The following is a 19,350-nucleotide window of genomic DNA, read 5'->3' on the forward strand; positions in this document are numbered from 1 at the left end:
TCTCAGGGCCTGTCTAGTTCAGAGAAGTGACCAAACCGAAGCTGATCGCGCCGCTCCAGATGTTCCGGGGCATGACAGACCTCCGCGGCTACCCCGAGCAGCACCAGGCTATGAGGGCAACCACAGCTGCGCACGCGCAGGAGAGCCCGCCCACGACACCCTGCTCCGGCCCGGCACCGCCGCCCGCGTCCGCACAGTCTTCTGCGTCCTGCACCGATGACGCCGCGTAGCTGGGTCTGTGTGAAGGCCGTTGGCGTGGCTGAGGTGCTGGCATGAGCGGATCAAACCTCAAGTGCCGTGATCTGCGCCACATATTCGAAGGGGAAGCGGGCGTTCCGGGGCGTACTGGGGGCGGTTCTCGAGGGTGACCAGGAAGCGTTTTCCCTGATCACTAAGCGTGTCCGGGGTGCGACTCAGGTGATAGTTTATTTCTCAACGTATTCGCGCGATCACTTTGGGTCAGAAATTGATCGCTTGTGAAATGCGCGTTCCAGGCACCTGATCCGAAATTCTGCGAGTGAGGACAGCCCGTGTCCTCCAGCATCACCTCCCCTACCGGGGAGGGGGAGTTGATGCTGCCCGCAGACTGAAAGAGCAGGACCCCAGTGACCGTTGACGATGTGAGCGCCGTGCTGGTGGGCGTCACCGCACTGCGTGTTTTCGCACCGGATGTGTGCAAGGCATCGCGACTGCTGCTCCGTGCAGGCGTCCGGGTCGGTGTGAGCGAGCTGCTGCAGAGCACTGCGCGCACGCCGGCGCCGGCCCCTCAGGCCCCCCACGACCAGGAGGCCTGAGGTCCTGAACAACTTCCCGTCCTACGAAGACTCCGACGGCGCGAGCGAGGCGCAGTTCGACCTGCCGAGCACCGTCGACGGCCTCCACGGCATCCACTACGTCATGCCCCCGGCCCTCGAGGCCTTCGTCGACCTGTACGCCAAGCCCCATCTGCGCTACGCGCACACCATGCTCGGCGACCAGCAGGCTGCCCGGGCCGTGGTGCAGCGCTGCTACTCGCACCTGGCGCTGAACTGGGCCGTTGTCCTGAAAGCGGAGAGCCCGGAGGCCTACGCCTGGCGCCTGCTCAAGCAGCGGGTAGAACTTCATCTGCGGATCACCGGCAGCACACACGGCCCCAGCGACACCGCCCCGCCAGACGTCCGCACCGCCGCCATGCAGCGCGCGGCCCGGGCAACCCTGGAGGCCCTGCGCAAACAACTGGAGGCCATGGAATCGCCCCTGGGCCTCTACACCGCAATAGCAACACTGCCCGAGCGCCAGTACGACGTGATCGTGCTGCACTACGTCCTGGGCTACTCCACACAGCGAGTGGCCAACATCATGGGCATCAAGCCGGACACCGTCCGCGGACACCGGCGCTCGGCCCGTGAACGCATCGCCAGCAAACTCGGCCTGGACATCCCGGTTGGCGACGAGGAGAAGGAGTAACACCGTGCCGCGCAGCATCCAAGACATCCTGGCGCAGGCCGCCCTGCCCAACGACTTCACCGACGAAGACGTCACCGAGCTGAAGCAGGAAATCGTCCGCGAGGTCACAGCCACCCTCATGTTCGGCACCCAGCTAGCCCCCCAGGGCCACTTCCCGACCATCCTCGACCGAGCCGACAACGACCTCCAGGCCCTAACCGCAGCCCTCCTCTACAGCGACGACGCTGCAGCCCACCTGGCGAAATTCGCCGAAGAGCCCGCCGACACCGACGGCGCCCTGCACTTCGCCTGCCTGCTCAGCCTCGCCGACTCCTCCGACGGAGCGCAATGGTGGTGGCAGTTCGCGGCCGGCGCCGGCAACGCCACCGCCGCCCACTGCCTCCACCTGTTCCACCTCGGCCGCGGCGAACTCCGCGACGCCGACCACTGGGCCCACCAGGCCGTCAACCTGGACACCCACATCCAGCTCACACCCTTCTCCCGCCGGCACACACCCCGCCACCACCCCACCCGCGCCCTGCGCGAAGCAGTCGGCCGACTACAAGTCAACGAAGTCGAAGAATGGGGCTTCCAGGTCTTCCGCCCCGACTCACACCTCGCCCACCAGATCAAAGAACTCGCCGACGCCCCCTGAACCCCTCAGAGACGTCCGATCCCCACACTGGAACGCACGGCTGCCACGGCAAGGGCCGATGCTGGATGCAGGGCGACACCTGCTGACGCAGGGCTTCGATGGCCTACTGGAGGGTGACGGGGTGGCACCAGCCGCTCTTGGCCGCTGCCCCGTCCTTGTCATGTGGGTGCTCACGGTGACCGCTACCTGGACGGGGCGGGCCTCCTGCCGCCTGCGTCGGCAGGAGGCCTCTTGCTACCAATGAGAGCGGCCGGCACCCAATCCGCAGAGCGGGTGGCAAGGGCACCGGCCAACCAAAGACCCTCACGAAGAGGAACTCAGCCTCCAGCATATCGGGCCACAGGCTCCGCAGGCCTGCCTGCGGAACTCGCGACCGCCCGTCCCTCGCGTCGGCTAGCACGGTCATGATCTTGCGTCCGGTGCCAGGCCCACCGCTCGGAACATCCCCTAGGGCGAGGAGGACGGAGTCCTCGCCCACCTCGGCGTCCTCATCGACGGAACACCCCCGCGTTGGCGGGGAGGACGACTCGTACTCGATCTCCGTGACGTCCTGCGCCGGAACACCCCTGCGGGGAGTACCCCTGGGACAGCAGGAACTCGGCACGCTTCCAGTGGAACACCCCCGCGTTGGCGGGGAGGACTCGGCCTGGCCGTCCTTCATGAGCGGCCACAGCGGAACACCCCCGCGTTGGCGGGGAGGACCTGATTGAGTAGGGCGTCACCTACGTGCAGAACGGAACACCCTCGGGGAGAACTGACGCGCCCCCGACCTGGGGTTTTGCCTCACGGAGCACCCCGCATCGGCAGGGAGGACTCGGCGGCGATCCGCTCGACCTTGCCCGGCTCCGGAACACCCCTGCGTCGGCGGGGAGGACATTGCGACCGCCGGGGGCGATCCTCCGTAGACCTCAACCCGCGAGTCAAGCAGAGTCGAGATGTGGGCCAGCCACGCGAGCAAACTGCTGACGGGCTGTCATGAGCGTCTTGACCTGCAATAGCACCCAGTACCGATCGACGCCCCGCGAGGGCCGCTTCCGCAGGAAGCGCTTACGCACATCATCGACCGCTTCCTCGCAAACTGCGAGGAGCTCAACGGCAGCAGCGTCAATCTCGGCTGGTCCGTGCAAGTTGAGCACGGCACAAGCCAGCCGCAGCCGGCCTAAGGTCGCGACAAGGTCCAGGTAGTACTGCTTGCGTGTCCGATAGGGCGCGTGAGGAGCATCCAGCATGTCGTGTAGCTGCTCAGTTGTAATCCACGCTGCAAAGGGATGGCGCTTGGCACCAGGACCGTATCCGTTGCTGAAGGCGGTCAGCCGCTTCTCGAAACGCAGCACCTCGGCGACAACAACGCTGCTTGCACTGCCACGGCTTGACCGCAGGAACTCAAGTTCGACCGCTTGAACTTGGGCAGCTGCCCCCTCGGCAGCGGCCTTCGCCTGCGCATGCCCACTCCGTGATTGCGCACGGGCCCCAGCCCAGCCGATCGCGGCCGCGACGACGGCCGTGACGGCTGGTACCCAAACATCTTCCCCCACGTGGGGAGTCTTCCCCCTGTTGTCCAGAGACACGCGCCCACCCCCGCGTCGGGCGGGGAGTGCCTGTTGTCATCGGTCGGAAGACCCCCACGTCGGTGGGGAGGAGACCGTGGCGCCCGTCCCGGGCGTACCCGGCCTCGGAACACCCTGCGCGTCTGCGGGGAGGACCTCGACTACGTACTGCTCAGCCGGGCCGCGTCGGAACACCCCCGTGTCGGCGGGGAGGACCCGATGCGGGTGGTGAGTTCGGCGGCCGTGTTCGGAACACCCCCGCGTCGGGCGGGGAGGACTGAGCCACCAGCGTCACCCCGGGTTCCGGCGGCGGTGCACCCCCGTGTCGGCGGGGAGGACGCAAAGATCCTCCGGGAAATCGGGGAGGACGTCGGAACACCCCCGCGTAGGCGGGGAGGACGCGGCCGTGGCCCCGTCCGACGCCCTCTTGAGCGGAACACCCCCGCGTCGGCGGGGGCGACTTGAGCAGGACCGCACCGTCTACGCGGCGATGCGGAACACCGCGTCGGCGGGGAGGACCGGCACTCGGGGCAGCGGTGCGGGCGGATCACCGGAACACCCCCGCGTCGGCCGGGAGGACCTCCGTCTGTCCCACAGAAGTGTCAGAGGCAGAGGAACACCCCCGCGTCGGCGGGGAGGACGCTCGGGCAAGAGCTGGAGCACGCGGGCTCTGTGGAACATCCCCGCGTCGGCGGGGAGGCTGCGGACACGGACGCGCTCGGGTCGATCCGCCGGAACACCGCCGCGTCGGCGGGGAGGACGCACCCTTGGCCTGTCGGCCCTCCGTGAGCCGCGGAACACCCCCGCGTCCGCCGTCTGCGACGGCCGGACAGGCAATTCCCCACCGCGCGGGGAGGACGAGACGTTCAGGCCGTGCGCCGTCTCGGCAATCGGAGCACCCTCGCGTCGGCGGGGAGGACAGGGACCGTTCACTACCGGTTCCGGTCTGGGGCGGAACACCGCCGCGTCGGCGGTGAGGACACGATCAGCGCGGCCCTGTCCCTTGCTCGTCACCGGAACACCCCCGCGTCGGCGGGGAGGACTCATGGGGCCCCGGCACGAAGTCCATGGGGTACGGAACACCCCCGCGTCGGCGGGGAGGACAGCCGCCACGCGGCCGTCACCGACTTGAGAGCCGGAACACCCCCGCGTCGGCGGGGAGGACGCGCGCCTGTCCCAAACCGTGGCATGGCACCGCGGAACGCCCCCGCATCGGCGGGGAGGACAAGACGAGGTAGTCACCGACGCCGTACCGATTCGGAGCACCCCCGCACCGGCGGGGAGGACTCAGCGAAGCGGTGCAGCACGGCCTTGTCTACCGGGACACCCCCGCGTCGGCGGGGAGGACCAGGACATGAACCGTCAGAAGGAGGTCGTGGGCGGAACACCCTCGCTTTCGGCGGGGAGGCCACCACGCCAAACACCGACTGGCCGTTGATCAGCGGAACACCCCCGCGCTGGCGGGGAGGACGCGACCGAGGCGGTGGCCTGCGTGCGACGGAACGGATCACCCCTGCGTCGGTGGGGAGGGCTGACGGGAACGGCTACCAGCCCGGCCCCCGCGGAACACCCTCGCGTCGGCGAGGAGGACAGGTGCGCCAAGTGGTCCTGCGTAGCGCGCTTCGGAGCACCCCCGCGTCGGCGGGGAGGACGCGCGGTGCTGCCAGTTGATCGCCTCCACCCGCGGAACACCCCCGCGTCTGCGGGGAGGACAGGATGCCGTCTGGGGTGTCGTAGACGGCCACCGGAACACCCCCGCGTCGGCGGGGAGGACAACCCCGAAAAAGCCGCCCGGTACGCGGTCACCGGAACACCCCCGCATCGGCGGGGAAGACCGCTTCACCTCCGCCACGGACCGGAACAGCTGCGGAACCCGCCCGCATCGGCGGGGAGGACCAGGTGCTGCCCCGGCTGGAAGGCTTCTTCGCCGGAACACTCCCACGGCGGCGGGGAGGACTCCAGCCAGTGAAGGATGTAGACCCCGTCGGGCGGAACATCCCCGCTTCGGCGAGGAGGACCGGAAGACCATGCCCTCCAGGAAGCCGGGCACCGGAACACCCGCGTGTCGGCGGGGAGGACGCTCGGGATCGTGGGGGTTGCCATGCTGCCTCCGGAGCACCCCCGCGTCGGCGGGGAGGACAGCAGCGCCTCGGCGCGCGAGCTGGACTCGTACGGAACACTCCCGCGTCGGCAGGAGGGACACGCGCCTCGTTCTCGATCGTGCGTAGTCCTCGAACACCCCCGCGTCGGTGGGGAGGACGCGATAGGCAACCCCGACAACCCCGCCTCCCACGGAACACGCCCGCTTCGGCGGGGAGGACTCGGCGAGCGCGATCGCCCCGACAAACGGCGACGGAACACCCCCGCGTCGGCGGGGAGGACGGCGAGAAGGGCAACGAAAAGTTCTTCGTCGCCGCCGAGTCGGCGGGGCGGACGGCAAGGTCGTGCTGCAGATCGAGGCGGTGTTCGGAACACCCCCGCGTCGACAGGGAGGACGCCGCATCCCAGAAAGCGCCGGCCTCGTGGACCGAAACACCCCCGCGTCGGCGGGGAGGACTACGCCTCAGTCCAAAAGTCGGCGCCCACGGACGGAACACCCCCGCGTTGGCGGGGAGGACGCCCGCATGGACAACCCCGGCTCGTCGACCGACGGAGCACCCCCGCGTCGGCGGGGGGGACGACGCCGGGTACGTGGACATCCTCCGAGGTGACGGAACACCCCCCGCGAACACCCCCTCGTCGGCAGGGAGGACCGACCGTACCCGAGGAGGTAGACGGTGCCGTCCGGGACACCCCCTCGTCGGCGGTGAAGACTTGCTGTCGAGCAGGTCGTAGTCCTCGGTGAACGGCACACCCCCGCGTCGGCGGGGAGGACTTGGGCAGGCCCGCGACCTTGTCCTGGACGTTCGGAACACCCCCGCGTCAGCGGGGAGGACCTCGGCGATGGGCTGCTGTTCAACCCCGCGAATGGAACACCGCCACGTCGGCGGGGAGGACGAACGCTGCGCCCTTGCCGGTGGAGTCGATCGCGGAACGGGAGGACTCGGGCTCGCTGGTCCCCCGGAGCTTCCACCGCGGAACACCCCCGCGTCGGCGGGGAGGACGTCAACAGCCTCTATGTCGACACCGGACTCTACGGAACACCCCCGCGTCGGCGGGGAGGACCCGCAGAAGATCCCGGGAGCTTCACAGGCCTACGGAACACCCTCGCGGTGGCGGGGAGGACGGCCGGCTTGCCCTTTGCGAGACGGACGGTGATGGAACACCCCCGCGTCGGCGGGGAGGACCAGCGCTTCAGAGAGGCCGGGCCGGTCGATTGCGGAGCACCCTCGCGTCGGCGGGGAGGACACCCTCAACCGGCTAGCGGTGACCGTCAGCGGCGGAACACTCCCGCGTCGGCGGGCAGGACACGATCCTGATGACCGACTCGCACGCGGACTACGGAACACCCCCGCGTCGGCGGGGAAGAGTTCGACAGGCCCAGGAAGTCGGCGGCGGTCTTCGGAACACCCCCGCGTCGGCGGGGAGGACCACCGGGGAGGTCCCGGCATGAGCCGCCCTGTCGGAGCACCCCGCGTCGGCGGGGAGGGCACCTGCTAGAGGATGCCGGCCTTGTCGGTGGGCGGAACACCCCCGCGTCGGCGGGGAGGACCCAGTGCTCTGGTCGCACGACTGGGGCGACCCCGGAGCACCCCCGCGTTGGCGGGGAGGACCGAGGCGGCTACGCATGGGCACTTCCCGGGTCCGGAACACCCCCGCGTCGGCGGGGAGGACCCGACGAGTGGCGCACCAGTGACGTGGATTGCCGGAACACCCCCGCGTCGGCGGAGAGGACCCCTGGTTCGTGCCAGAGTCGCTGTGGGGCTTCGGAACACCCCCGCGTCGGCGGGGAGGACGCCCGCACGGAGAAGGGCGCGCCGGTCTTCGCCGGAACACCCACGCGTCGGCCGGGAGGGCCTTGGCGATTCGGGAGATTCTCATGGTCAGTCCGGAACACCCCGCGTCGGCGAGGAGGGCGCGGCGCCTGCCGCTGGCACCTGATCGCGTGCGGAACACCCCCGCGTCGGCGAGGAGGACAACCTCCGCCGCAACTCGTGGCTGCTGAACAACGGAACACCCCCGCGTCGGCGGGGAGGACCGGTGCCCGCGCTTGGCTAGCGTCCGGCCGGTCGGAACACCCCCGCGTCGGCGGGGAGGACCGAGGGACCACGTTCGGGTAGTAGGGCTGAGTCGGAGCACCCCCGCGTCGGCGGGGAGGACACCCGGTTCGGCTCCAGCCGCACGTCCTTGAGCGGAGCACCCCCGCGTCGGCGGGGAGGACGCCCGGCACAGGGATCGGTGAACGGTGGCCCGCGGAGCTCCCCGCGCCGGCGGGGAGGACCTGGTGACGTGCAGATCCTGGTTGTTGGACGTCGGAGCACCCCCGCGTCGGCCGGGAGGACGATATAGGGCACGGGGGTGATGTCCGTGATCGGCGGAACACCCCCGCGTCGGCAGGGAGGGCGCGAGGCGGATGAGGTCTGCCTCGGGCGGCGGCGGAGCACCCCCGCGTCGGTGGGAAGGACGCTGCGACGCTCGTCGTGGGCGGCCTCGATGGCGGTGCACCCCCGCGTCGGCGGGGAGGACACGTCGATCAGGGCACGGCCGGACGTGGCGGGCGGAGCACCCCTGCGTCGGCGGGGAGGACAACCCCGCGCTGGAGTACGTGCAGGAGACGATCGGAGCACCCCGCGTCGGGGGAAGGACGAGCGCGACCGGGCCCGCATCTCATCTCAGGACGGAACACCCCCGCGTCGGCGGGGAGGACCGGTGGCCGGGACAACGGTGTGTGGCTCGAGGACGGAACACCCCCGCGTCAGCGGGGAGGACCCGTTGCACCTGGCCCGGCCCTCCTGCTCGGGCGGAACGCCCCCGCGTCGGCGGGGAGGACGCCGGAGTGCAGGACATCTCCATCCACACTGACGGAACACCCCCGCGTCGGCGGGGAGGACGAGCCGCGGCGGCGAGTGAACCGGACCGTAATCGGAACATTCCCGCGTCGGTGAGGAGGGCATCGCCGCGGTCGAGGCGATCCTGTCGGACTCTGGAGCACTCCCGCGCTGGCGGGGACGTCTGCGGCGCCAGCGAGCGAAGAACGTCGGTGGCGAGCCAGGCGCCCAGCAGAGCTGCGGCTGCGGGCCCTTGCATGTGGGCGACGGCGGTTCCCCTCATAGCCTGGTAGTTGCCCGGAGCAGCCGCGGAGGTCTGTTATGTGTGGCGCCTAGCTTCTCTCGTCCCCGTCGGCTTGCTCAATACCGCTGTAGCGGTCCCACGCCTTCCCGGCCGTGACCATCGACACTCCGGCCAGGACACTGAGCTCCACGGCCTTGGTCAGCACACCATCCGCGGTGTCGCTGGTAAACGCCAGCGTCATCAGCGTACTCAACACGATGGTGGCGATGAACAGGGCGAAGGACTCACGGCGGACCTCGATCGGCAGGTACGCAGCTTCGGACGCCGCATAGTCACGGACCGCGTCCTCAAGCTCCTGAACCATCCCGGCGGGGACCTCGTCGGCCGACGTGCCCTCGTAGGCTTCCTCGACCGCGGCGACGGCTTCGGCCCGCTGCTGCTCGGTTAGCCGCCGCCACGCCTCCATGTCCCGAAGCACCCGACTCAGTGGGCTTGTGTCAAGGACAGCTGCCTGGGCGGCGAGCCGCGCTGCGGTGAGGTTCTGCTGCTGAAGATGCGCATCCCAGGCACGACGCCAGCCGTGGCTCCACTGGGCCATCGCCTGACGGACCATTTCCCGCCGCGCCTCCTCGGCTGGCGCCATGACCTCCCGCATGAGCCGCTGTATCTGCTCCTGCATGCGTGCCATGGGGGCGGCCGCCAGGCGCAGTTGCGCTTCCTGATCGGCCTGCATACGGGCCATGGCTTCCTGAAGACGGGGGAGGTGCGGGTTCGCCGCCCGGCTAATGGCTTCACGCAGGCGGGCCAGGTCTTCCTCGGAGAGCTCTGGTGGTGTGCTCGACATGTCGAGCACCCTGTCACACCGTCCGGACAGCGGGGGAACGTTCCACGCGCTCGGGCATAGCGTGTGCTCCAGCACCGAGTGGCGGTGGGGAGGACGTCCAGGGAGCGCGGCAGACCACCTGATCAACGAACACCCCCGCGCCGGGCGGGGAGGACATCCTCTCCGAGGTGTACTTCCTGTCGCAGTTCGGAACACCCCCGCGTCGGCGGGGTGGACCTGCACCAGGGCGGTCAGGCCTACCTGGTCACCGGAACATCCCCGCGTCGGCGGGGAGGACGCCGGAGCGCTCACTGGGTCTGATTCGCCGGGCGGAGCACCCCCGCGTCGGCGGGGAGGACTCCACCTCCCTGGAGTCCCACTTCGGCGTCGACGGAACATCCCCGCGTCGGCGGGGAGGACATCAAGGCCAAGCGGATCCGCTGGTATCAGCACGGAACACCCCCGCATCGGCGGGGAGGACTAGTAGTACGGGGACACCGTCCACTGGCCGTACGGAACACCCCGGCATCGGGCGGGGAGGGCGCTGTAGTAGCGGAGGAGGTCCGCCTCTACCGCGGAACACCCCCGCGTCGGCGGGGAGGACGGTCATCGAGCGCTTCTGCATGGTCACTTCCCCGGAACACCCCCGCGTCGGCGCGGAGGACGCATTCACCGTGCCCCTCAGCGAGAGCGGCGACGGAACACCCCCGCGTCGGCGGGGAGGATGGGTACGTGCCCAACCCGCCGGCGCACCTCTACGGAGCACCCCCGCGTCGGCAGGGAGGACAAGTGAAACCTCCACCCCTCGCCGTCATCAAACGCCCCCCTCCCCCCGCGACGGCGGGGAGGACACGCCCATGACGATGTTGCGGAACGTCTCGGACGGAACACCCCCGCGACGGCGCGTAGGACGTTCGGTTCGATCCACCCGACGCGCTTCCGGCCGGAACACCCCCGCGTCGGCAGGGAGGACACCGCCCTGGGCGATGGGAAGGATGTGGTCGACGGAGCACCCCCGCGTCGGCGGGGAGGACCTCTGGCACCACAACGACGGCGGACGCATCACCGGAACACCCCCGCGTCGGCGGGGAGGACGCCGTCGACCGGAACGAGATAGGGAGCCACCGGGGAACACCCCCGCGTCGGCGGGGAGGACCAGTGCCGTTCGGCGTTGCCCTTCGGTCCGACCGGAACACCCCCGCGTCGGCGGGGAGGACGAGCGGGAGAAGGCCAAGCAGTTCGCGGCCTACGGAGCACCCCCGCGTCGGCGGGGAGGACGCCCGTATGGACAGTCCCGGCTCGTCGACACTCGGAACACCCCCGCGTCGGCGGGGAGGAGGCGACGAACAGGGTGACCATCTCGCCCCATTCCGGAACACCCCCGCGTCGGCGGGGAGGACACGGCCTCATGGCCCGGCACAAGCGGAAGTTCCGGAACACCCCCGCTTCGGCGGGGAGGACTGCCGGACGTTTCTTCCGACCGACGTCAGGATCGGAACACCCCCGCGTCAGCAGGGAGGACGTCGCGCCCTTCGTGGTCTTGTGCACCGTGAACGGAACACCCCCGCGTCGGCGGGGAGGACCCACCCGGCCGCAGCAACCACAACGTCAACGTCGGAGCACCCTCGCGTCGGCGGGGAGGACCGCGGTGCATCGGCCGGACGCGGACGCCAGCACGGAACACCCCCGCGCCGGCGGGGAGGACTCGGTCATGGCGGACAACTGCCACGTGAACGGCGGAGCACCCCCGCGTCGGCGGGGAAGACGCGCTGTGCAGCAGGTCGTAGTCCTCGGCGAATGGAACACCCCCGCGACGGCGGGGAGGACGCCAACCAGCACCGCCCCCTGGGCCTCAACGACGGAACACCCCCGCGTCGGCGGGGAGGACCTGGCGGGCGACTTCCGCATCATCATGACCCACAGAACACCCCCGCGACGGCGGGGAGCACAAGGGCTGCTGGGAGGAGCCCATGGCCACCGGCGGAACACCCCCGCGTCGGCGGGGAGGACCGAGCCCAGCCGCGAGAATGATCCAGATCATTCGGAACACCCCCGCGAAGGCGGGGAAGACCGTACCGTCAAGGTTCGCACTGCGCCCTCAGTCGGAGCACCCCCGCGTCGGCGGGGAAGCCCCGTCAGGCAGGGCGAAGGCGATGGGCGGAACGCCCCCGCGTCGGCGGGGGAGGACGAGCCCCATTGAGCCACTGCACGCGGGCGCCTCCGGACCACCACATCGGAGGGGAGGACCGCAAGCCAGGTCCGGGGGCCGCGAGAAGGGAACACCCCCGCGTCGGCGGGGAGGACCCCGTGAGCTCCTTGACGTCCTCCTCGGACATCGGAACACCCCCGCGTCGGCGGGGAGGACGCCTCTGCGGACGCCTCCGAGTCGGGAGATGCGGAACACCCCCGCGTCGGCGGGGAGGACAGGTCACCGAGTTCGGCGAGGGTGTCGGCGGTCGGAACACCCCCGCGTCGGCGGGGAGGACCGTCCGTCCGGGCCGGTGTACGCCTCCCACGGCGGAACACCCCCGCGTCGGCGGGGAGGACACCCTGCCGGACGCCCGGTAGCGGGTGGTGAACGGAACACTCCCGCGTCGGCGGGGAGGACAACCCCGCGCTGGAGTACGTGCAGGAGACCATCGGAGCACCCCCGCGTCGGCGGGGAGGACGCGACAAGCTTCTGCGCGACCAGCTCGGCTTTCGGAACACCCCCGCGTCGGCAGGGAAGGCAACAAGCTCGTCCCGCAGGGTCGCGTCGCCGACGGAACACCCCCGCGTCGGCGGGGAGGACTGGTGTGTCAGCCCGGCACCGGCACGAGCTGCGGAACACCCCGCGTCGGCGGGGAGGATGGCACGTCCACGTCGCGCGTCGAGCCGTCGTTCGGAACACCCCCGCGTCGGCGGGGAGGACTGCTCCATCGCCTCGGGCCAGCGCCTGATCATCGGAACACCCCCGCGTCGGCGGGGAGGACGCGGCGGCTCACCCTTCGCCATGGTCCTTAGCCGGAACACCCCCGCGTTGGGGGGAGGACACCCACAGGATCAGGATCTCCACGTCTGACGGCGGAACACCTCCGCGTCGGCGGGGAGGACGCTGAGACGAGCGCGGCCAGGTCGCGGGCCTGCGGAACACCCCCGCGTCGGCGGGGAGGACCTGGTCGAGCGACGCGAAACACGCCGGGTCACCGGAACACCCCCGCGTCGGCGGGGAGGACGTGCGGATCGTGCGCACGTACCCGGCGCCGATCGGAACACCCCCGCGTCGGCGGGGAGGACCAAGGCCACGCGCCGTTAAGTTTTGCGCCATGCGGAACACCCCCGCGTCGGCGGGGAGGACAAGGCCGCTGTGCCGACGGGCGTTCAGTGCACCGGAACACCCCCGCGTCGGCGGGGAGGACCTCGACCCCCAGGGTGACGTCACCTGGACCTGCGGAACACCCCCGCGTCGGCGGGGAGGACAGCGCCGCAAGGAACAGGTCGACGCTGATGTGCGGAACCCTCCCCCATGTCGGCGGGGAGGACGAGACCCTCTCGGGCCTGGCCACGGCCACGTACGGAACACCCCCGCGTCGGCGTGGAGGACTGCTCGATCCGCTGGCGGCGGACGTACTCTCGCGGATCACTCCCACGTCGGCGGGGAAGACGCGCTGTGGAGCAGGTCGTAGTCCTCGGCGAACGGAACACCCTCGCGTCGGCGGGGAGGACAAGCTGCCTCGGTAGTCGGCGACGCTTGCGATCGGAGCACCCCCGCGTCGGCGGGGAGGGCATCGCCGCGGTGGAGGCGATCCGGTCGGACTCCGGAACACCCCCGCGTCGGCAGGGAGGCTACCGGTGGGACATCAACCAAACCGGCTGGGCTGGAACACCCCCGCGTCGGCGGGGAGGACACCATCTTGGCCCACGAGCTGGAGCCGATGGCCGGCGCACCCCCACGTCGGCGGGGAGGACATCGGCCAGGGCTGGTCCGGGGTCGGCTACAACGGAACACCCCCGCGTCGGCGGGGAGACCTGGGGATCATCGCGGTGGGGACGGTGCCCAGCGGAACACCCCCGCGACGGCGGGGAAGAGAGGACCGCGAGGAACGGGTCCTTGCCCCAGCCCGGAGCACCCCCGCATCGGCGGGGAGGACGCACGGCTCGTGGTGGATGCCGGCGGCCTGTTCGGAGCGCCCCCGCGTCGACGGGGAGGACGCCGATGCGCAGCGGGTCCGCGTTGAGGGGGACGGAACACCCCCGCGTCGGCGGGGAGGACATCCACAGGCCGAGCGCCCTTGTCTACCTGTACGGAACACCCCCGCGTCGGCGGGGAGGACTCGGGTGCGGGCGGGTTTGCGGTGGGCGTGGGTGGAACACCCCTGCGTCGGCGGGGAGGACCTTTCACGGAAACCGGGGTTTGTCTGAGCCGCCGGAGCACCCCCGCGTCGGCGGGGAGGATGCAACAAAAGTTCACGGCCATGGTGGAAAAGGCGGAACACCCCCGCGTCGTCCTGCGTCGGCGGGGAGGACGTCGGGTCGGACCCAACACGACGACCGATCTACGGAGCACCCCCGCGTCGGCGGGGAGGACCAGCTCCTCGAATCCGGCGGAATCCTGGGCGGCGGAACACCCCCGCGTCGGCGGGGAGGACAAGTGTCGGAGGGGCGGGCCACCTGGCCAGCTTGTTGAAGGAGGACACGAGCGTGCTGTTGGGGCCCTGCTGCACGCCCAGGCCCTCATTCGTCGACACGCTCGAGGCGATGCGTGCCGTCCAGCGCAGCAGCGAGGGCAGGGTCACCTCCGCTCGCGTGGAGTCGGCATCGTTTGCTTGTAGCCGGACGTCTCGTCTTGCGGCGTAACCCGGCTGCGCAGAATGTGTTCGGCCAGCGGGGGGCGTTTGCACATAAGGGGTGACGGACCCCTGGGGTCCGTCACCGTTGGCTCAGAAGAGCCAGCTGACGAGTTCGCTGATCAGAGCACGGATCACCGCGCTGACCACTACGCGTGAGGTACCGAGAAGGACCTCACGGCGCAAGCCGAACCTGTGCAGGAACCGGGACACTGCATCTCCAGAGCGCAGACTGGGCCGAGGTTGCGCCACATCCCTCGGGAGGGTCGTGCGTTCATCTCGGCGTTGTCGTCGCCTGGAGAGTCAATGAGGTTCCGCGCACCTCCCAGGGAGGCGTGCAGCGGTATGTACTCTACGGCGGAAACACGTTGGTGTGGCGGGGGTTGAGGGAATTTCCCCTCTCCCGTCTTCAAGAGGTGCAGCAAGATGCAGGGGGAGTTGTGGTCAAGTCGTTTTGCCGCAACCTCTTGAGGCACACCTGCACTGCATCCGCGACAAGGAGCACCCCATGTCCCTGGACTCCCGCCTGTGGGGCAAGGCTGCCGGGCTGGGCAAGAACGCCCGCGGGGCTCACCGCACGCACCCTTTGATCTGTCATCTGCTGGATACTGCAGCCGTCGCGGAGGTCGTCTGGGATGAACTGCTGACCTCGCACCAGCGGAGCATGGTGGTCGGGGCATTGCAGGTTCCGGACGAGGAGGTGCGGGCGCTCGCGGCGTTCTGGGCGGGACTGCACGACATCGGGAAGATCAGCGTGCCGTTCCAACTCCACCGGAGCGGCCCGAAGAACGCGGATGGAGAGCTGCTGGCGCAGGAGTTGGGCGGTGAACAGGGGTACGGATTCGCGGCTGACGCCGCGCAGGACAGGCAGTCGCACGAGGCGGCAGCACACTGGTGGCTGGCGGGGATCTTCGAGGAGATCGGCTATCCGTCGTCGAAGCGGCGTCCGCAGTCCCAGCTCAGTCACGCAGTGGCCCAAATGCTCGGTGGGCACGGCGGTCGCTACCACCCGGCCGTCTACAGCAAGGATTACAGGTGCCCGGTCGCCCGTCACCCCGGTCTGGGCACGAGTAGTTGGGAGGAGCAGCGGCGGGTCCACTTTGATGAGGTGCGCAGAGTGACAGGGGCGACCTCGGTTCCGCAAGGGCGGATGACGCCGGGAGCGGCTGTCGTTCTGACGGGGTTGGTGACCCTGTCGGACTGGCTGGCCAGCATCGAAGTAGAGATTCGGGCCAGGCTCATGGAGGAGGGATGGGCTGGGGCTCCTGAAGACCTGGACGCTTACTGGAAGATCGCCCGCGAAGCGGCTCTGCGTCTGGTGCAGAAGACTGACCTGCTCGGGACGGGTTTCGCCCGGCCGGACCCGGTTCAGTGTGCGGGTGAGACGAGCCTTCTGGCCAGCATGGTGGGCCAGTTGACCGATGTGGTGACCGAACATGGTCCGGGCTTGGTGGTGGTGACGTCTTCGCCGTCGGAGGAGCGTACGGAAGCGGCTCTTCGCGCAGCGGCGGTCCTCGGGCATGCTGCGGGCGCACGCGGTCTTTTCTATGCGCTGCCGACCGGTTCATCGGCCGACAGCCACATGGCGCAGGTGCATGCTTTCGCTGAACAGGCCCTGACGGGCCCCTGGCGGTCGCTCCTGCTTCACAGCTCTTCGCGGTTGAAGCCAGCGGAAGCCGCGAAGCAGTGGGCGCAGGCCCATGCGACCGGTGATGTCAGCGCGGAGCCTGGTGAGGAGTGGGCCCCGGCAGCGAACAGCTGGCTCAACTCCCATCACCGCGCACTGCTTGCTGCGCTGGGCACGGGGACGGTGGACGAACTTCTCCAGGCGGTCATGCCGGTGAAGTTCAACGTGATGCGACTCTTTGCCTTCTCCGGCAAGGTCGTCGTGGTGGACGAGGCCCATGCCCGCGGTGCCTGGGGGCAGAAGCTGATGCTCCGGTTTCTGGAGTGGGCCGCTGCGCTGCGGATTCCAGTTGTCCTGGCCGCTATGTCTGCGGACAAGTCGGTTGATGCGATGCTGGCGGCCTACCGCCGTGGCGCTGGAGGGGGCAAGGAGCCGATGGTGCAGCCTCGCCGGCTGCCGGCATGGTCGTTCGTGGATGCTCATTCCGGAGGCGGGCACCTGCCTCGGCAGCCTGCGCAAGCCGTTCGCGCCGGCACGCTCAGCATCAAGGTTCTTGATGGTGCACCGTACGACGAGATCCAGGCGGCTCTTGCGCCCCTGGTCGAGGCCGGCAACGGCAGGGCCGTCGTCTACCGGTCGACGCCTGCGGAAGCCATCCGTACGTCCCTTCAGCTCTCGCAGGACCTGCCCGGCCTCGATGTGACCCTGGTTCATGAACAGATGCGCAACAAGGACCGATGGCGGCGTCTCGCGGCCTGCCGGAAAACCTTCTCTCCCGACGGCGGCATCAGCGGCCCTTCCGCGCTGGTGACGACGCCGATGCTGGAACACGTCAGAGGTCTGCGATTCGACCTCGTCGTATCGGGGCCGGCGCCGCTCGCGGACCTGCTGGCCCGTGCGGCACATGGCGCGGGTGACCAACCGCGGCTCGTGGTGCTCCGAGCGGACAACAAGTCGGAACTGGACGACGTCGCCCTGGTGCGGCGTACTGACATAGTTCTGGGGGCCGGCAGGACGATTTCCATGCCGGAGGAAGTCCCCCTGCTGTTGGATGAGGTGTACGCCGACGAACTCGTCGACAGGCTGGGGGAGGCTGCGGCGCATGAGCTTCACCAGCTGGACAACCGGCGGACGGTCCGAGAACGAAGGGCCACCGGTACTGCAGGTTGGCTGCAGGTGCCGGGGCCGCGGGAGCTTGATGGCGACCTCGGCCTGCTGAGCCGCGACCACCCCGGTATGGAGCCCGAACTGCTCTCCTCCGTGCTCGGCGAGGAGATGGTGCATGTGGTGTGCCTGTACCCGGGGTCTCTCCTGGAGAACGGGGTCCTCAAGGAGAAGCTTGCACGCGATTCCAAGCGCAGACCGAAGCCGGGCCAGCTTGTCCCCTACCTGATCCCAGTACCGCAGCGACTCGTCGACGGCGTGGCGGGCGATGCAAACAGCGTCTGGCGCGACATGGCCGCCCTCAAGACTGTCCTCCGGCTGAACATGACCTGGGAAGACGGTACGTGGGTGCGAACCGGCGAGGGGCACCGGTTCCACGTAAACGAACTGGGCCTGACTGTCGACCGGTTGCCCTAACGGCCCACATCCTCCCCGCTTGTCCTTCTAGGATCTGGTGACGCGCAATGATGGGGGAGGGGCGTGAACACGTCTGCGTCGAATCTGATCGACCAGCCATGGATTCCGGTCGCATGGGTGAAGGGGCAGTCGGGCCCACCTGAAGTGGGGCTCAGGGATCTGTTTGTGCACGCTCGAGAGATCCGTACTCTGCTGATCCCGGAGGCTCCGGCTCACTCGGCGCTGCTGCGCTTGCTGTACGCGCTGACCGCCCGGATCACCGCTCTGGACGAGGCAGGGCCCGGAAGCTGGGGCGACCGGCGGGAACAGGTCCTCGAACAAGGGTTTCCTGAGCAGAGCATCGACCTGTTTGACGGCCGCAAAGCCGGCATCGAAGGCTACTTCGGTCAGTGGAGTCACCGCTTTAATCTGTTCGACGGCGATCGTCCGTGGCTCCAGGACCCCCGCCTCCCTGACCAGTGCGACAGGAGCAACACTGCCGGCGTCCACAAGCTGGTCATGAGCCGGGCAGCGGGCAACAACCACTCCTGGTTCGAGCACTGGAGCCACGACACTCCCGTGCCTCTCGATCTTTCGCAGACGGCATTATCGCTGCTGACCTGGCATTACTGGGGAGACCCCGGCGCTCTGTCGAGACGGGCGGTCGGGCAAGTGAGGAGCCACTATGCGAAAGCTTCACCACTGCGAGCCGCGCTGTCGTACCACCCGCAGTGCGACAACCTGCTCCTGACGCTGCTGGCCGGTCTCACACCGCCGGAAGGCGACGTCAGCCGGCACACGGACCTGTGCCCATGGGAGCGCGAAGACCTCCCAGACCCGCTCAAGCCGATGCCTGAGCCGCAGGGCCCCTGCTCACGGCTCACCGCCTGTTCACAGCACGCACTCTGTCTCATCCCCGCCCCGGACGGCGAGCATACGGTCGACGCGTACATCACCTGGGCTTATGACGCCGAGCGGATCCGGCCGGAAGACGACTACCTGATCTGGGACATCGCCAAGGACGGGAAGACATCCCCCCGGCTCGCATGCTCCTCCCGTTCTCTGTGGCGCGACATCGACGCCCTCCTGCTCAAGCAACTGGACGACGCAAACCCGATCCAGCCGAAGGTCATGGACCATGCCTTCGACGTCAGCGAGTACTTACGGGTACGCGCCCTCGGCTTCGAACAGGACGCCAGCCAGGCAGCCAACCACCAGTACGTCGACTCCGTGACCCCGGTGCTCCTATCCCGAGTGGAAGAGGATGCGGCGAGCACCGAGCGGCCCGTACGCCAGCTCCGCGAACTCGGCGAGCTCTTCGGGCACCGGCTGGAGCAGGCCACCAAGGAAGCCTGGCTGAAGTACACGGACGACAAGAAGAACGATCCGGGGGCCTGGCTGGACGCGGTCGCGGCACGGTACTGGCCGTCGGCGGAGGACGAGTTCTGGTCGCGGTTCCGGCAGTTGACACGCTCTGGCGGCCCCATGGACACCGGATTCGACTTCGAGGCCGCGTGCCGAGCCTTCGCACGGCACGCGCTCGACGCCTACGAGGCAGTGACCGGCTCCGTGACGCGCACACCACGAGGCGCCAAGGCCGTCACCAGGGCGAAGGCCATCATTCTCGCCGCCCTGAAAGACCCGTACAAAGCGATGGAGCAACCGGCGACGAAAAGTGCGGCCAAGAAGTCGTGACCGTCGCCACCGGACCCGAG

Annotated in this window: 6 protein-coding genes and 4 CRISPR repeat arrays; of the genes, 4 read left to right on the plus strand and 2 right to left on the minus strand. The window is 69.4% G+C overall.

Annotation, left to right across the window (positions count from 1 at the left end):
• The first annotated feature begins 897 nt into the window (after positions 1-897).
• Complete coding sequence (locus IE212_RS33000) at positions 898-1,446, plus strand: RNA polymerase sigma factor (protein WP_190201670.1); 549 nt, start codon at positions 898-900, stop codon at positions 1,444-1,446.
• A 4-nt stretch (positions 1,447-1,450) separates the two neighbouring features.
• Positions 1,451-2,080, plus strand: a complete 630-nt coding sequence (locus tag IE212_RS33005) for a hypothetical protein (protein ID WP_190201671.1) — start codon at positions 1,451-1,453, stop codon at positions 2,078-2,080.
• Positions 2,081-3,000: 920 nt separating this feature from the next.
• Here IE212_RS33005 and IE212_RS33010 read toward each other — a convergent pair.
• Together IE212_RS33010 and IE212_RS33015 are read right to left on the minus strand one after the other, a co-directional pair.
• Entirely contained in the window at positions 3,001-3,615 is a 615-nt protein-coding gene (locus tag IE212_RS33010) for a hypothetical protein (RefSeq protein WP_190201672.1), read from the minus strand.
• 3,635 nt (positions 3,616-7,250) lie between these two features.
• Positions 7,251-7,585: direct repeats of the CRISPR family, unit length 29 nt; unit sequence CGGAACACCCCCGCGTCGGCGGGGAGGAC.
• A gap of 90 nt (positions 7,586-7,675) precedes the next feature.
• Positions 7,676-7,949: a CRISPR direct-repeat array (repeat unit 29 nt; unit sequence CGGAACACCCCCGCGTCGGCGGGGAGGAC).
• Positions 7,950-8,887: 938 nt separating this feature from the next.
• Entirely contained in the window at positions 8,888-9,643 is a 756-nt protein-coding gene (locus IE212_RS33015) for a hypothetical protein (RefSeq protein WP_190201673.1), read from the minus strand.
• Between the two features lie 2,254 nt (positions 9,644-11,897).
• Positions 11,898-12,414: direct repeats of the CRISPR family, unit length 29 nt; unit sequence CGGAACACCCCCGCGTCGGCGGGGAGGAC.
• A gap of 272 nt (positions 12,415-12,686) precedes the next feature.
• Positions 12,687-13,082: direct repeats of the CRISPR family, unit length 29 nt; unit sequence CGGAACACCCCCGCGTCGGCGGGGAGGAC.
• A 1,874-nt stretch (positions 13,083-14,956) separates the two neighbouring features.
• Between IE212_RS33015 and IE212_RS33020 the strand changes: the two genes are divergently transcribed.
• On the plus strand, positions 14,957-17,656 hold the full coding sequence (locus IE212_RS33020; RefSeq protein WP_190201674.1) for a CRISPR-associated endonuclease Cas3'': 2,700 nt from the start codon (positions 14,957-14,959) through the stop codon (positions 17,654-17,656).
• A 63-nt stretch (positions 17,657-17,719) separates the two neighbouring features.
• Positions 17,720-19,330 (plus strand): type I-E CRISPR-associated protein Cse1/CasA, encoded by a 1,611-nt coding sequence (casA, locus tag IE212_RS33025; RefSeq protein WP_190201675.1) that lies wholly within the window; start codon positions 17,720-17,722, stop codon positions 19,328-19,330.
• Positions 19,331-19,350 lie beyond the last annotated feature (20 nt).

The sequence above is a fragment of the Streptomyces djakartensis genome, from assembly GCF_014651075.1.
GTDB classification, from domain to species: domain Bacteria; phylum Actinomycetota; class Actinomycetes; order Streptomycetales; family Streptomycetaceae; genus Streptomyces; species Streptomyces djakartensis.

Coding starts and splice junctions, on each gene's coding strand:
- IE212_RS33000 (WP_190201670.1), top strand. CDS start 898: ATGCCCCCGGCCCTCGAGGCCTTCGTCGACCTGTACGCCAAGCCCCAT.
- IE212_RS33020 (WP_190201674.1), top strand. CDS start 14,957: ATGTCCCTGGACTCCCGCCTGTGGGGCAAGGCTGCCGGGCTGGGCAAG.
- IE212_RS33015 (WP_190201673.1), bottom strand. CDS start 9,643: ATGTCGAGCACACCACCAGAGCTCTCCGAGGAAGACCTGGCCCGCCTG.